Here is a 14,206-nt window from a genome sequence, read left to right on the forward strand (position 1 = left end):
CCATGACGACTGCACCGTACCTGTCGGTTAATAACATCGAGGTCATTTATGACCACGTGATCCTGGTCCTGAAGGGCGTCTCGCTACAGGTCCCGAAGGGCAAGATCGTCGCCCTGCTGGGAGCGAATGGCGCCGGCAAATCGACCACGCTGAAAACCATCTCCACGCTGCTGCGTGGCGAGCGTGGCGACGTCACCAAGGGCGAGGTGCAGTTCAACGGCGAACGCATCGATCAGCTCACCCCCAATGAACTGGTGCGGCGCGGCCTGTCGCAGGTGATGGAAGGACGGCACTGCTTTGGTCACCTCACCATCGAAGAAAACCTCATGACAGGCGCTTACACGCGCACCGATTCGCGCGCTGCCATCAAGGCATCGCTGGAAGCGGTGTACCACTATTTTCCGCGTCTGCGCGAGCGCCGTACCAGCCAGGCTGGCTACACCTCGGGCGGCGAACAACAGATGTGCGCCATTGGCCGCGCGCTGATGGCCAAGCCATCCATGATTCTGCTGGACGAGCCGTCGATGGGCATTGCGCCTCAAATTGTGGAAGAAATTTTTGACATCGTGCGCGATCTGAACCAGAAGGAAGGCGTGTCCTTCCTGCTGGCCGAACAGAACACCACCGTGGCCCTGCGCTATGCCGATTTTGGCTACATTCTGGAAAACGGCCGCGTGGTGATGGAAGGCGCGGCTGCCGACCTGGCCAGCAACGAGGACGTCAAGGAGTTCTACCTGGGCGTGTCGGGGGCAGAGCGCAAGAGTTTTCGCGACATGAAATTTTATCGCCGCCGCAAACGCTGGCTGGCTTGAGGAACACCCATGAACTTTGAAGCCGCAAAGGCGCTGTGCCGCACTTTTCCTGGTTGTACAGAGGACGTGAAATGGGGATGCGACGCCGTATTTTCCGTAGGCGCCAAGATGTTCGCCGTCACCAATCAAGACGTACCGGCTACTGGTATCAGCTTCAAGGTCGATGACGACCGCTTTCTTGAGCTGACCGACAGGCCCGGCATCATTCCGGCCCCCTACCTGGCGCGGGTCAAGTGGGTGCGGGTCGAAAAGGCGTCAGCCTTGAGCGACAAGGAAGCGGCGGCATTGCTGCGCCGTTCCTACGAGCTGGTGTTCGCCAAGCTGAGCAAAAAAATGCAGCGCGAGATTACCGCAGCGCACGGAGACGCCCAATGACGGTCGACACCCTCGACGCGCTGGAACGGCGCGACCCACAGGAGCGCGAACACGACCTGATGGCGCGTTTGCCGCAACTACTGGCCCGCGCCCAGTCCGCGCCTGGCTGGGCCGCCATTCTGGACGGTGTGGATCCCGCCCAGGTGACCAGCCGCGCCGCCCTGGCCGAGCTGCCGATCACGCGCAAGGCCGATCTGAAGTCACTGCAAAAGCGCGCCATGCCGTTTGGCGGGCTGGCCGTCACACCGGTGGGCCAGCTGGGACGGGTCTTCGTCTCGCCCGGCCCGATCTTCGACCCCGAGGGCCGCGGCCCGGACTGGTGGCGCTTTGCACGGCCCATGTACGCCGCTGGCATTCGCGCCGGTGGGCTGCTGCAAAACTGCTTCTCGTACCACTTCACCCCAGCCGCTTTCATGGTGGAAGGCGGCGCGGCCAGGATCGGCTGCGCTGTCATTCCCGCCGGCGCCGGACAAACCGAAATGCAGGTGCAGGCAATTGTGGACCTGCGGCCCGACACCTACGTCGGCACCCCTTCCTTCCTGCGCATCATTATCGAAAAGGCGCGCGAGATGGATGCCGACATCAGCTGCCTGCAGCGCGCCGTGATGGGCGCCGAGGCGCTGCCCGAGTCGCTGCGTGCCTGGTTCCGCGAGCACGGCGTGCCACATGTGTTCCAGACCTACGCGTCGGCCGATATCGGCAGCGTCGCCTACGAAACCGCCACCGACGGCGTGCTCAATCCCGGCATGATGCTTGACGAAGACGTGATCCTCGAGATCGTACGCCCCGGCAGCGGCGAGCCAGTCGCGCCAGGCGACATTGGCGAGATCGTCATCACCTTATTTAATCCGGACTATCCGCTGATCCGCTTTGCCACGGGCGACATGTCGGCCCTGCTGGTCGATACGCCGCCGTCCAGGTGCGGGCGCACCAATCAGCGTATTCGCGGCTGGCTTGGCCGCGCCGACCAGACCACCAAAGTGCGCGCCATGTTTGTGCATCCCACGCAGGTGGACAACATCACACGCCGCCACCCCGAGATTTTGAAAGCGCGCCTGGTGGTGTCGGGCCGCATGGCCAACGACGTCATGACGCTGCGCTGCGAGGTGCGCAGCACGCCCGCCCCCGAAAAGCAGGCGCTGATTATCGAATCCATTCGCGAGGTGACCAAGCTGCGCGGCGAGGTTGAATTTGTGGCGCGCGGGGCGCTGCCGTCGGACGGTGTGCTGATCGAGGACGCGCGCGACTATCGCTAGGCAGAAGGTTGTCGCATAAAACCAACTGCTGGCCGTTTGTGCACTGCGATATGCAGGATAATCAAGCTGTGTGCATTTTCAGCGAATAATCATGCAACAGTTCCATGTAGACCGCGCCCGTACCCTTCTGGCCAATGCGGAGGAAATCTTCGACGCCACTACCGTGCAGCGCGCGGTGACTGATGTAGCCAACAAGCTCAATGCCCGCTTCGACCGGCCCGAAGACGAAACCTTCCCGCTGGTGCTGGGCGTGATGGGTGGCGCGGTGGTATTCGTGGGCCAGGTGCTGCCGCAGCTGCGCTTCCCGCTCGAATTCGACTACATTCACGTCAGCCGCTACGGCGACGACGACCAGGGCGGACGCGTGGTGTGGAAGGTCATCCCGCGCCCCAACGTAGCCGGCCGCACCATCATCGTCCTTGACGATATTCTGGACGAAGGCGAAACGCTCGCTCACGTCAAACAGCGTTTGCTCGACATGGGCGCCGCCGAGGTGATCGTCGCAGTTTTCGCCGACAAGGCCATCAAGCGCGCCAAGCCCCTCAAGGCCGACATCGTCGGCTTGACCATTCCCGACAAATTTGTGGTCGGCTTCGGGATGGACGTGTACGGGTACTGGCGCAACTTGCCCGGTCTGTGGGCCATCCGTCAGGAAGACCTGAAGGGCAAATAGGCCCTACCACCCGCGCTCGGTCTCGGTCCACGTCGCCAGACGCAGCGATATTGGGCCGAATACCCATCCCACAATACCCGCCTGTTAATTTTTTCATCAATACCAGTCGCAACGGGTATTAAATTGGTCCTGTTTTCAGAAGCCGCCAATTTGCCGTCTACGCCCTTGCTATGTCCCTCAATATTACTTGCACAGGCCCAACTGGTATGCTTGTCATGCCACTGTCATAAAACCACTTGACTACCAATTTTGCCGGTCGCATTCTCAATCCGCTTTACGCGAACGTTCAAAATAATAGGAGAGAAACATGGAGAATAGAAAAAGCGGCGTGCTACTGGCGCTGATCGCAGGGATGCTGGCAGCTTGCGGCGGCGGCACCGAAACAGGCAGCGCACCGCAAACCAAGCTGCTGGCCGCAACAACGCAATGCTTTGCAGCCTGGAGCGCTTCTGCTGTCTACACGGGCGGACAGACGGTGAGCTACAACGGCACCAACTACACGGCGGCTTACTGGACCCAGGGCGACAACCCCGGCACCAGCAGCGGTGCTGCCGGCAGTGGCAAACCTTGGACCACCGGGACCTCGTGCGGCGCTACCCCAACGCCGACGCCAACCCCAACACCTACCCCAACACCGACACCAACACCAACACCGACGCCTACCCCGCCAACGCCAACCCCGACGCCACCGCCTTCGTGCGCCATCTGGGCTGAAGGCGTGACCTACACGGCAGGCAAAGTGGTGAGCTACCTGGGTCTGTCGTACACGGCACTGGTTACGCACACTGCCTACGCGGGCACCAACTGGAATCCGAAGGATTCGCCAACGCTGTGGGGCGCAGGCGGCAACTGCAACACGCCAACCCCAACGCCGACGCCTACTCCAACGCCTACTCCAACGCCTACGCCTACGCCGACTCCTACACCGACGCCTACGCCTACACCTACGCCGACACCGACGCCTACGCCAACGCCTACGCCAATCGGTGGCCGTGAAATCGGCTCCTACTTCGCACAGTGGGGCGTGTATGGCCGCGCTTACGAGGTGGCAGACATTCACACCGCCAAAACCAACGTGGGTGGCGTGCAGACCAGTGTGGCGGACCAGCTTACCTTCATCAACTACGCCTTCGGTAACGTCTACGCCAAAAACGGCGGTTACGAATGCGACATGGTGACCAAGGCGGAAATCGGCAACGATTCGCCGACATCGCCAGAGGCCGGTACCGGTGGCGACGCCTATTCGGACTACCAGCGCTCGCCGGCACGTACGGTCGACGGCAAGGCAGTACCATGGGACGCCAAACTGTCGGGTAACTTCCTGCAGCTCAAACTGCTGAAGGCAGCCCATCCGAAGCTGCGCATATTCATTTCGCTCGGTGGCTGGAGCTGGTCGAAGAACTTCTCGGCCGCATCCAAGACCGACGCCCTGCGCAAGCAGCTGGTCCGTTCCTGCGTCAAGCAGTTCATCGCTGGCGACCTGCCGGTACAGGATGGCCGCGGCGGTCCGGGTGCGGGCAAGGGTGTGTTTGACGGTATCGACATCGACTGGGAATACCCAGGTGGTGGCGGTCAACCGTACAACACGGTCGACACGGTCAACGACAAGCGCAACTTCACGCTGCTGATGCAGGAATTCCGTACCCAGCTTGACGCGCAGGGCGCCATCGATGGCAAGCGTTACGCACTGACGGCGGCAATTGGCGCGGGCACCGAGAAGATCGCCCAGACCGAGCCTAACCTGTACGGCCAGTACATGGACTGGGTCAACGTCATGACGTACGACTTCCACGGCGGCTGGGAAAGCAGCACCAACTTCCACGCGCCGCTGTATCATGATCCTGCCGATCCATCGACTGGCGTGATCGCAAAGTACAATTCGCATGATGCGATCACTGCTCTGGTAGCAGCCGGTATGCCGAAGAACAAAATCCTCCTGGGTGTGCCGTTCTACGGCCGCGGATGGAAGGGTGTTGCGGCAGGTCCGAACGGGAATGGCCTGTACCAGGCAGCGACCGGCGGCGCAAGCGGCGCATACGAAGCAGGTATCGACGACTACAAGGTGCTCAAGGCGAAAGCCGGCCAGCGCTGGATTCATCCGGTCACCAAGCAGCTGTTCCTGTACACCACGGGCGGCGAATGGTGGAGCTACGACGACCCGGCCGTGATCCGCACCAAGATGCAGTACGTGCGTGACCAGGGCCTGCGTGGCGCCTTCTCGTGGGAGCTTGACGGCGACGCGAGCGGCGAGCTGACGACGGAGGTCTGGCAAGGCCGGTAAGGCTTGAAGCGTGGCGCTGGCGGTTCCCCCGCCGTCAGCGCCCTTTCCGATTTCACCAATAATTGCGGGGACAGGAGACAGCAGTGAAGACTCAAGCAAAAGTGCAAACGATGGCGCGTGTCGGCGATGAATGGCGGCGCTGGATTGCAGAGAACCTGATGCTGGGCGTTGCCCCTCCTGCCATTGCAGCGGTTCTGGTCAACGCGGGCATCAGCAGCAGGGAAGCGAATGCGGAAATCGAAACCGCCATCCGCAGCCCATACCTGCATGGTGCGCGGCGGCTGGTCAACCGCATCAATAAACGTGACTGGGTGTTGTCGATCCAGTCAAAGCTGAACCGCATTGGCGCAAACGAAATCGAACGACGCGAAAAGCTGACCGGGAACGAGTTCCTGGAGCAGTACTACCGCACCAACCGGCCGGTCATCATCACCGGCATGCTGGACCACTATCCGGCACGGACCAAATGGAACCTCGACTATTTTGGCGCGGAGCGTTTCCGCGACCGCATGGTGGAAGTCCAGTTTGGCCGCAACGGCGATGCGAACTATGAACTCAACAGCATTGCGCACAAGCGCAAGCTGCCATTCGGCGAATATGTGGACATGGTGCGCAACAGCGGCACCAGCAACGACTTCTACATGACGGCGAATAACGACTCGCTCAACCGCGAGGCGATCAAGGAACTGTGGGATGACGTGGGCACGCTGCCCGAATATCTGGACGACGATCCGGCCCGCAAAGGCTTCTTCTGGTTCGGACCGGCCGGCACGATCACGCCCTTCCATCACGACCTGACCAACAACTTCATGTCCCAGATCCTGGGACGCAAACGTGTACGCCTGATCGCACCATGCGAACTGGCAAACGTCTACAACCACCGTCACTGCTTCACCGAAGTAGATGCGCGCAACATCGACCTGCAACGCTTCCCCGCCATGAATGGCGTGCCCGTACTTGAATGCGTGCTTGAACCAGGCGAGATCCTGTTCCTGCCGGTCGGGTGGTGGCATTACGTTGAAGCGCTCGACATCTCGGTCACGCTCGCGTCGACCAACTTCCACTGGCAGAACGACTTCTACACAAACTACCCGCCGGACCACGACTTCTGACGGGTTAACAAGGAGTAGTACATGTACAAGCACCGACTCATCATCGCCGTGCTAGGCGGAGCTTTGTCCGCTTGCGGCGGTCAGGCCCCAGCGCCCACGCAGCCGGCCACCAAACTGCTGGCCGCGACGGCCATTTGCAATACCTGGTCGGCCAGCGCCGTCTATACCAAGGACGATTGCGTCACCTATCAGAACAAGACGTACACCGCCAAATGGTGGACGCAGAATAATGTGCCCGGGGCAGAGGAATGGGGACCGTGGGCGCTGCAGACGACGCCGACGCCGACTCCGACTCCGACTCCGACTCCGACTCCGACTCCGACTCCGACTCCGACTCCGACTCCGACTCCAACACCAACACCAACACCAACACCAACCCCTACTCCGACTCCGACTCCAACTCCCACTCCCACTCCGACCCCGACACCGACACCTACGCCGACGGTTGCCTGCCGCCCGGACGGATTGCGTTCGACGGTTGCAAACGTGCCGTATTGCGGCGTGTACGATGCCAACGGCCGCGAGGTTCTGGCGCACGGCTTGAATCGGCGGATTGTCGGCTACTTCACAAGCTGGCGTACTGGCAAAGACGGTACCCCGTCCTACCTGGTGAATAACATCCCATGGGACAAAATCACCCACGTTAACTACGCGTTTGCGTCGGTCGATACCAGCACGTCCAAGGTACTGATCGGGAGCGGTCCGAGCAACCCGGACACCGGCCTGACGTGGCCTGGCAATCCCGCTGCCGCAATGGATCCGAGCCTGCCCTACCAGGGCCATTTCAACCTGCTGGCGCAGTACAAGAAGAAGTACCCTGACGTGAAAATCATGCTGTCGGTCGGCGGCTGGGCGGGCAGTGGTGGCTTCTACACCGCCACTACCAACATCGACGGATCGCTTAACAGCGCGGGGATCGACACGCTGGCCGATTCAATGGTCGCCTTCCTGCGGCAGTACCGCTTCTTCGATGGCATCGACATCGATTACGAGCACCCGACGACCAACAACGCGGCCGGCAATCCGCTTGATTTCTCGCTGTCCAAACCGCGTCTGGCCGGTCTGATGAAAGGCTATAACGTCCTGCTGGAGCGCGTGCGCAGCAAGCTCGATGCAGCCGCAGTCGCCGACAAGAAGTACTACATGCTGACCATTGCCGGCTCGGCATCGGCATGGATACTGCGCGGAGAAGAAAACCTGTCCGGCCTCAAATACCTCGACTATGCGAGCTTGATGAGCTACGACCTGCACGGCGGCTGGAACCAGTATGTCGGTCCCAACGCAGCGCTGTTCGACGACGGTAACGATGCCGAGCTGCGCGCCGGGAACGCCTACCAGTTCGCTAACATCGGCTACCTGAACGTGGACTGGGCATACCGCTACTATCGCGGCGCCTTGCAGGCCGGGCGCATCAACCTCGGCGTGCCTTACTACACCCGCGGATGGAAGAACGTCAGCGGCGGCACGAATGGCTTGTGGGGCACCACCGCCCTGGTCAATTCAAGTGTCACCTGTGCTGGCGTACCGACCTGCGGCGAAGGCGCGGTCGGCATCGACAATCTGTGGCATGACCTGGACAGCAACGGTCAGGCCGTGCCGGGTGGCGGCAATCCGCTGTGGCACGCGCTTAACCTGGAAAAGGCGATCCTGCCCGACTACCTCGACGCCTACAAAGTGCCTGACAAGGTCCTGACCGGCACTTACGCACCGAACTACAGCGCCACAATGGCCGCACCGTGGCTGTGGAACGCGAGCAAGCGCGTGTTCCTGTCGACCGAGACTGCGCAATCGATCGGCGCCAAGACCAGCTACATCGTCAACAACAACGTTGGCGGCATCATGATCTGGGAACTGGCTGGCGACTACGCGTGGAACCCGGCGGCCAATGCAGGCAAAGGCCAGTACTTCATGGGCTCGACCCTGACCACCAACATCTTCAATGCCTTCAAACTGGCTGGCCCGTATGGCAACCAGCGGGCCGAGACGGCAGTGCCGGCAACCAGCGCCAATGTGAGCATTGAACTGGGCGGATGGAAGCTTGGCGACAGCAACTACCCGATCAACCCCGTCATGACGATCACGAACAAGTCTGCACTGACCATCCCTGGCGGCAGCGTGATCGAATTCTCGTACCCGGTGGCGGCGCCGGCGGACATGAGCGACCAGTCGGGATACGGACTGAAGGTGATCAGTGCCGGATACAACGGACCAAACAACATCGGCGGCTTCAAGGCCAATTTCAACCGCGCCCAATTGACCATACCGGGCTGGCAGGCGCTTGCGCCGGGTGCGTCCGTGTCGGTCACACTGAACTACAAGCTGCCGATTACCGGGCCGTCCGCCTACGTGATCACGGTCGGTGGCGTGCGCTACGCCCTGGCTGACGAATATCCGGAACTGCCGGTCGGGCTGCGTTAATACCAACTACAAGAGAGAACAAGATGATACGAAATCAATTATCAGTACTGGCCACCGTGCTGGTGGCCGGCGCGCTGAGTGGATGTGGCGGAAGCGACTCCGCACCGCAGCCGACGGCGACCAAGTTGCTGGCAACAACAGCGGCGGCCTGTCCAGCGTGGAATGCGGCCTCGGTCTACACCCTGGGCATGTGCGTGAGCTATCAAAGCAAGACGTACAAGGCGAAGTGGTGGACGCAGGGGAATGTGCCGGGCGCCGAACAATGGGGGCCGTGGGAGCTGACGACGGAGACGCCGACACCAACTCCAACTCCGACTCCGACTCCGACGCCGACTCCGACTCCGACTCCGACGCCAACGCCTACGCCCACGCCGACGCCGACGCCTACGCCTACGCCGACACCGGGCGGCATCCCCACAAAAGCGCAAGCATTGGCACGCGAAGTACAGCTGACGGACAACGCATTCTTCCGCACGATGAAGGCATCACTGCGTACGCTTGACAACGCGTCGCTTGAACAAGTCACGCCGGGTCGTGCTGCGAACCCGATCAACGTTCGGCGTGTGGAGCGTCTGCTGCCTGCGGCGAGCTGGGACTACTACTTCCCGGTACGCGAAGCGAGTTACACCTACCAGCGCTTCCTGCAAGCGATCGCCAAATTTCCGGCCTTGTGTGACGACTACAGTGATGGGCGCAACGCGGACGCCATCTGCAAGCATTCGCTGGCCACCATGTTTGCCCACTTCACGCAGGAGACCGGGGACCACAATGCCAGCGGCAGCGTGCCCGAATGGCGCCAGGGCCTGACCTATTTGCGCGAGCTGGGATGCAACGAGACAGGGCCTGGCTGCGGCTACAACGCCGAGTGCGCGGACCCGGTTTTCAACGCCGTGTGGACCTGCGGTAAAAACGCCGACGGCTCATTCAAGAAGTATTTCGGGCGCGGCGCCAAGCAGCTCTCGTACAACTACAACTACGGACCGTTCTCGCAAGTGATGTTCGCGGGTGACCAATCGGTGTTGTTGCGCGATCCGGACAAAGTCGCATCGACCTGGCTGAACCTGGCCTCGGCGACCTTCTTCTTCGTCTACCCGCAGCCGCCGAAGCCATCGATGCTGCACGTGATTGACGGCACCTGGGTACCGAATGCGGCCGACAAAGCCGCGGGCACGGGGAACAACTTCGCCACCACCATCATGATCATCAACGCCGAGTGTGGTGGTGGAACAGAGCGGCTGGCCGCGCAAAACCGGATCGACTACTACAAGCTGTTTTCCGCCGGTCTGGGCTGGAACATCGGCAGCGAACAACTGTCGTGCGCCACGATGCAGCGCTTCGGTCCGAGCAGCTCGGCCGCGTACAGCATCTACTGGGAAAAGAACTGGAACAGCGGCGGCGAGTACCAGTGCCAACTGGTGAACTACCAGACCCCGTACAGCGCGCTCATCCCCGACAACTACGTCAAGTGCGTGCAAGACAACTGGAAAGTCAAACTCCAGTAAGCAAATTCGGGGTCAGACCTCAATACTGCAATTCGAGGTCTGACCCCAATAATGCAACGAAAATGCCCGATTATTCCTATCTACACAAAGTTTCATCCACTTTTTCAGATGATTGAAAGCTGATTTCTTCGCGTTTTCAATCGAATACGCTTGCAAGCTCGCCTTTCGGCAACAAATCGACCCAAAAAAGTTTTTTAATCGGGGTCAGACCTCTAGTTGCAGTATTGAGGTCTGACCCCGATTTTGAAAGATTTAGAGGGCGAGGCGGGCGCGGGCGGCGCTGTATTCGCGTTGCAGGCGGGCGACCATGTCGGCGACCGTGGGGACGTCGTCCATCATGCCGACACCCTGGCCTGCGCCCCAGATGTCGCGCCAGGCTTTGGCGGTACCGTCGCCAAAGCTCATCTTCGATTTGTCCGACTCGGGCAGCGCGTCCGGATCCAGTCCGGCGTTGACGATCGATTTTTTCAGGTAGTTGCCGTGCACGCCGGTGAACAGGTTGGTGTAGACGATGTCCGCTGCCGAGGATTCGACGATCGCGTCACGGTAGCCCTGGGTGACGTTCGATTCCTGCGTCGCCAGCCAGCGCGAACCAATGTAGGCAAAGTCGGCGCCCATGGCTTGCGCGGCAAGTATGCCGTCACCGGTGGCGATCGATCCGGACAGTGCCACCGGTCCGTTGAAGAACTTGCGCACTTCGCCCACCAGGGCAAACGGCGACAGTGGTCCGGCGTGTCCCCCTGCCCCTGCGGCCACTAGAATCAAGCCGTCCACGCCTGCTTCCAGCGCTTTTTCGGCATGCCGGATCGAGACCACGTCGTGCAGCACGATCCCGCCATAGCTGTGAATCGCGTCGAGCATGTCCTTCGGCGGCGCACGCAGCGAGGAGATGATGATCGGGACCTGGTGTTTGACGCACATGGCGACGTCGTGCTCGAGCCGTTCGTTCGACTGGTGCACGATCTGGTTCACGGCGATCGGACCTACTTTGGCGCCAGGGTTGGCCAGCCGGTAGTCGTCCAGCTCTTGCTTGAGGTCCGTCAGCCAGGTGTCGAGCATGGCCGCGGGCCGCGCGTTCAACGCCGGGAAGGAGCCGACGATGCCAGCCTTGCACTGGGCCGCGACCAGGGCCGGGCCGCTGGCGATGAACATCGGCGAGCCAATAACGGGAAGGGACAGGTTTTGCAGGGCGACAGGCAGGGCCATGACTTTCTCGCAGTCGAAAAAAGGGTTCGGAAAAAATACGTTCCGGCCATTATAGTGCGAAAAAAGTACGGTCGTGCTGGAAAAATGTCCTTACAGCTCGCCGTTGAGCAGGAGGCCGCCTTCGCGCCTGGCCGCGCCAGCCCGGACTAGCGATTGCACGGCCCATTCGGCCAGCTCATCCGCACTGCGCTTGAGGAAGCGGCGGCGCGCGCCTTCGATCACGGGATTGGCTTCGAACATGGCCGGCAGGCTGTCCAGCGCAAACTGCTGCCGTTCGAGCAGCAGGAACTTGAGCATGACTTTGACGGCATTTTCGGCATTGCGCACGGGGTCGGCCGCCATGTAGTCCAGTCGTGAAAGCGCGCGGCCCAGCGCCGCTTTCACATCGGTAAAGGGGGCGCCATGGCCGGGGATAACCAGATCCACATCGAGTGTGTCGATCAGCGCCAGCGTGGCACGCGCTTCGGCAAAGCCGGATTCGCCCTCCAGTTCGGGGAAAATGACACCGAAGCCGTTGCGCCACAACGCGTCGGCCGAGATCAGAATGCGCTCGCTCGGGCAGTAAAAAATCAGCGAGTGCGGGTCGTGCCCCGGTGCGCCCAGGGCTTGCCATTCCAGGTCGCCCAGCATCAAGCTGTCGCCATGCTGCAGCGTGGTGTTGAAGCCGAAGCGCGCGCACTGTTGGCCGGTGGCGCGGTAGCTGAGCGCCTCTTCGTCCCAGGCTGCGACCTTGGCCGCTTCGGCCGCGGGAATGGCGGTGCTGCAGCCATAGCGCGCCTGCAGCGCGGCGTTGCCGCCGCAATGGTCGGAGTGCAGGTGGGTGTTGATGATACGGTCCAGCGTTCGGCCGCCCAGCGCATGGTCGACCAGCGCCAGCGTCTGCGGCGCGTGCGTCAGGTAGCCGCTGTCGACCAGGGCGGTGTCGTCGCGGCCGATGAACAGCACGTTGTTGGACGAGAGCCAGCCGCGCTCGAACACGCGCATCGATGCCGGCAGCGCCAGGCCCGTGTCGTTCATTTTTTGGCCTGGAAGGCGAGCGAGATTTTGGCGAATTCGATCAGCACTTCCGGGGTGCCGCCGTTGAAGGTCATGAAGGCGTTGCCGGTCCGGACCACCATCCGCGGCGGGAACAGCCACGATAAATAGGGGATGCCGATCATCTTGGCACTGCGTACCTGGTCCCAGCTGACGTATTTGTCGTACACCCAGCTTTGACGGATGCCGCTTGCGTCGATGGTGGTGCGCGCGCGCAGGAACCAGTAATAGCTCACACCGAGCATGATGCCGGCCAGCGCCAGCAGAGCCTTGACGCCAACGCCAAAGGACAGCATGGGAAAGCGCCAGGCGACGCTGATGCCATACACGGTCAGCACGGTGGTCAGGATGGTGGCGACCATCTTGAAGCCTTCGCTGTACGAGGGGCCGCTCACATGGCGTTCGGGCTGGTAAAAACTCATTTGAATTCCAGGGTCGCTTCGCGGCGGCGGATTTCGGCCCATACGCTGCGCTTGTAGTCATCGTCGGCACGGCTCCAGGCGACGATTTCTTCGATCGTGCGCATGCAGCCGCGGCACAGTCCTGTATCGGGCGCCATTTCGCACAGGCTGATACACGGCGAAGGCACCGGCGTTTGCAGTTCGGGGGTCATGCGGCTTTCCTTTTTTGTTCCAGTTTGGCGGCAAAGCGAAGCGGGTCGATGATGTGCCGTTCGTGGGTGCCTTCGCAAATGCGCTCGACATCATCCCATGCTTCGACCTTGAACAGCACGCGCCGCCCCGCCACTTCCAGCACTTCGCCCTTGATGCGCAGGGTCATGCCGGGCGGGGTGGGTGCGAAGTGGACGAAGTTGACCATGGTGCCCAGGCTTTGCTCGCGCGGCCAGTCCATGTACGGCAGCATGCCGTTCACGCAGGCCAGCTCCATCATGCCCACCATGTAACCGGTGGCCAGCACGTCCGGCATGTCGAGACAGAAGGCGGTGTCGTGGTAGAGCTGCGGCACGGTGGCGCGCTCGGGCACGGTGTAGGTCCATTCAAACTGCAGGCCGGGTTGAAAGTCGGGACTCATGCGGCGATCAATTCGATGCGGTTGCCAAACGGGTCGAACAGGTTGCCGCGCAGGCGCCCGCCCACTGTTTCTTCCGGTGTCAGCGCCACGCCGTGGCCAGCCAGCATGGCAGCGAAGGCGGCGAAATCGCTGACGACCAGCGCCGGATGGGCTTTTTTGGCTGCCTGGAAGTTGCTGTCGGCGCCCAGGTGCAACTGCAAGGTGCCGCACTGGAACCAGGCGCCGCCGCGCACGGCCAGCACCGCCGGCTTGGGAATTTCGGGCAGGCCCAGAACGCCGCTGTAAAACGCGCGCGCTTGCGCCTCTGCGCCAACTGGCATGGCCAGCTGGACGTGGTCGACGCCTGTGATCCGGGCGAGGTTGGTTGCCATTGCCGCTCCGCTGTATCTCGAATCCCACATTATCGCATTGAGACGAATCGCGCTTGACCCAAGCCCCCAGATCGGTACACTACCATCCATACAGATGGTGAATGGATGCCACAAGGATGATTTCTGGAGCCGT

General features: G+C 61.5%; 14 protein-coding genes. 8 read left to right on the top strand and 6 right to left on the bottom strand.

The genetic code is table 11. The annotated features are described in order from the left end of the window. Positions 1-2: 2 nt before the first annotated feature. From BUC24_RS20365 to BUC24_RS20400, 8 genes are all read left to right on the top strand, one after another. Complete coding sequence (locus BUC24_RS20365; RefSeq protein WP_073221039.1) at positions 3-812, top strand: ABC transporter ATP-binding protein; 810 nt, start codon at positions 3-5, stop codon at positions 810-812. 9 nt (positions 813-821) lie between these two features. Further along, positions 822-1,187 carry an MmcQ/YjbR family DNA-binding protein gene (locus BUC24_RS20370; RefSeq protein WP_073221042.1) on the top strand — a complete coding sequence of 122 codons (366 nt, stop codon included), beginning with the start codon at positions 822-824 and terminating at the stop codon, positions 1,185-1,187. Next, on the top strand, positions 1,184-2,443 hold the full coding sequence (locus tag BUC24_RS20375; protein ID WP_073221046.1) for a phenylacetate--CoA ligase family protein: 1,260 nt from the start codon (positions 1,184-1,186) through the stop codon (positions 2,441-2,443). The genes BUC24_RS20370 and BUC24_RS20375 overlap by 4 nt, the downstream gene beginning before the upstream one ends. Before the next feature lie 91 nt (positions 2,444-2,534). Continuing rightward, positions 2,535-3,116, top strand: a complete 582-nt coding sequence (locus tag BUC24_RS20380) for a hypoxanthine-guanine phosphoribosyltransferase (protein ID WP_073221051.1) — start codon at positions 2,535-2,537, stop codon at positions 3,114-3,116. A 307-nt stretch (positions 3,117-3,423) separates the two neighbouring features. Next, positions 3,424-5,397 carry a glycosyl hydrolase family 18 protein gene (locus BUC24_RS20385; protein ID WP_307188472.1) on the top strand — a complete coding sequence of 658 codons (1,974 nt, stop codon included), beginning with the start codon at positions 3,424-3,426 and terminating at the stop codon, positions 5,395-5,397. An 83-nt stretch (positions 5,398-5,480) separates the two neighbouring features. Beyond that, positions 5,481-6,509, top strand: a complete 1,029-nt coding sequence (locus tag BUC24_RS20390; protein WP_073221056.1) for a cupin-like domain-containing protein — start codon at positions 5,481-5,483, stop codon at positions 6,507-6,509. A gap of 21 nt (positions 6,510-6,530) precedes the next feature. Beyond that, positions 6,531-8,927 (top strand): chitinase C-terminal domain-containing protein, encoded by a 2,397-nt coding sequence (locus BUC24_RS20395; protein ID WP_073221059.1) that lies wholly within the window; start codon positions 6,531-6,533, stop codon positions 8,925-8,927. A 23-nt stretch (positions 8,928-8,950) separates the two neighbouring features. After that, positions 8,951-10,429: a glycoside hydrolase family 19 protein gene (locus tag BUC24_RS20400; RefSeq protein ID WP_083599052.1), complete on the top strand. Its 1,479-nt coding sequence runs from the start codon at positions 8,951-8,953 to the stop codon at positions 10,427-10,429. 252 nt (positions 10,430-10,681) lie between these two features. Here the strand turns inward: BUC24_RS20400 and BUC24_RS20405 are convergent, their stop codons facing one another. From BUC24_RS20405 to BUC24_RS20430, 6 genes are all read right to left on the bottom strand, one after another. Next, on the bottom strand, positions 10,682-11,635 hold the full coding sequence (locus tag BUC24_RS20405; protein ID WP_073221062.1) for an NAD(P)H-dependent flavin oxidoreductase: 954 nt from the start codon (positions 11,633-11,635) through the stop codon (positions 10,682-10,684). A 90-nt stretch (positions 11,636-11,725) separates the two neighbouring features. After that, positions 11,726-12,652, bottom strand: coding sequence for an MBL fold metallo-hydrolase (locus tag BUC24_RS20410; RefSeq protein ID WP_073221065.1), 927 nt, complete (start codon positions 12,650-12,652; stop codon positions 11,726-11,728). Then, on the bottom strand, positions 12,649-13,092 hold the full coding sequence (locus tag BUC24_RS20415) for a hypothetical protein (protein ID WP_073221068.1): 444 nt from the start codon (positions 13,090-13,092) through the stop codon (positions 12,649-12,651). The genes BUC24_RS20410 and BUC24_RS20415 overlap by 4 nt, the downstream gene beginning before the upstream one ends. Continuing rightward, on the bottom strand, positions 13,089-13,283 hold the full coding sequence (locus BUC24_RS20420) for a DUF1289 domain-containing protein (protein WP_073221071.1): 195 nt from the start codon (positions 13,281-13,283) through the stop codon (positions 13,089-13,091). Before BUC24_RS20420 ends, BUC24_RS20415 begins: the two co-directional genes overlap by 4 nt. Beyond that, positions 13,280-13,702, bottom strand: coding sequence for a thioesterase family protein (locus tag BUC24_RS20425; protein WP_073221074.1), 423 nt, complete (start codon positions 13,700-13,702; stop codon positions 13,280-13,282). Before BUC24_RS20425 ends, BUC24_RS20420 begins: the two co-directional genes overlap by 4 nt. Then, complete coding sequence (locus tag BUC24_RS20430; RefSeq protein ID WP_073221077.1) at positions 13,699-14,073, bottom strand: VOC family protein; 375 nt, start codon at positions 14,071-14,073, stop codon at positions 13,699-13,701. The genes BUC24_RS20425 and BUC24_RS20430 overlap by 4 nt, the downstream gene beginning before the upstream one ends. Positions 14,074-14,206: the final 133 nt, after the last annotated feature.

Source organism: Massilia sp. CF038, assembly GCF_900129765.1.
Taxonomy (GTDB): domain Bacteria; phylum Pseudomonadota; class Gammaproteobacteria; order Burkholderiales; family Burkholderiaceae_D; genus Telluria_A.

Coding starts and splice junctions, on each gene's coding strand:
- BUC24_RS20365 (WP_073221039.1), top strand. CDS start 3: ATGACGACTGCACCGTACCTGTCGGTTAATAACATCGAGGTCATTTAT.
- BUC24_RS20370 (WP_073221042.1), top strand. CDS start 822: ATGAACTTTGAAGCCGCAAAGGCGCTGTGCCGCACTTTTCCTGGTTGT.
- BUC24_RS20375 (WP_073221046.1), top strand. CDS start 1,184: ATGACGGTCGACACCCTCGACGCGCTGGAACGGCGCGACCCACAGGAG.
- BUC24_RS20380 (WP_073221051.1), top strand. CDS start 2,535: ATGCAACAGTTCCATGTAGACCGCGCCCGTACCCTTCTGGCCAATGCG.
- BUC24_RS20385 (WP_307188472.1), top strand. CDS start 3,424: ATGGAGAATAGAAAAAGCGGCGTGCTACTGGCGCTGATCGCAGGGATG.
- BUC24_RS20395 (WP_073221059.1), top strand. CDS start 6,531: ATGTACAAGCACCGACTCATCATCGCCGTGCTAGGCGGAGCTTTGTCC.
- BUC24_RS20400 (WP_083599052.1), top strand. CDS start 8,951: ATGATACGAAATCAATTATCAGTACTGGCCACCGTGCTGGTGGCCGGC.
- BUC24_RS20405 (WP_073221062.1), bottom strand. CDS start 11,635: ATGGCCCTGCCTGTCGCCCTGCAAAACCTGTCCCTTCCCGTTATTGGC.
- BUC24_RS20410 (WP_073221065.1), bottom strand. CDS start 12,652: ATGAACGACACGGGCCTGGCGCTGCCGGCATCGATGCGCGTGTTCGAG.
- BUC24_RS20415 (WP_073221068.1), bottom strand. CDS start 13,092: ATGAGTTTTTACCAGCCCGAACGCCATGTGAGCGGCCCCTCGTACAGC.
- BUC24_RS20420 (WP_073221071.1), bottom strand. CDS start 13,283: ATGACCCCCGAACTGCAAACGCCGGTGCCTTCGCCGTGTATCAGCCTG.
- BUC24_RS20425 (WP_073221074.1), bottom strand. CDS start 13,702: ATGAGTCCCGACTTTCAACCCGGCCTGCAGTTTGAATGGACCTACACC.
- BUC24_RS20430 (WP_073221077.1), bottom strand. CDS start 14,073: ATGGCAACCAACCTCGCCCGGATCACAGGCGTCGACCACGTCCAGCTG.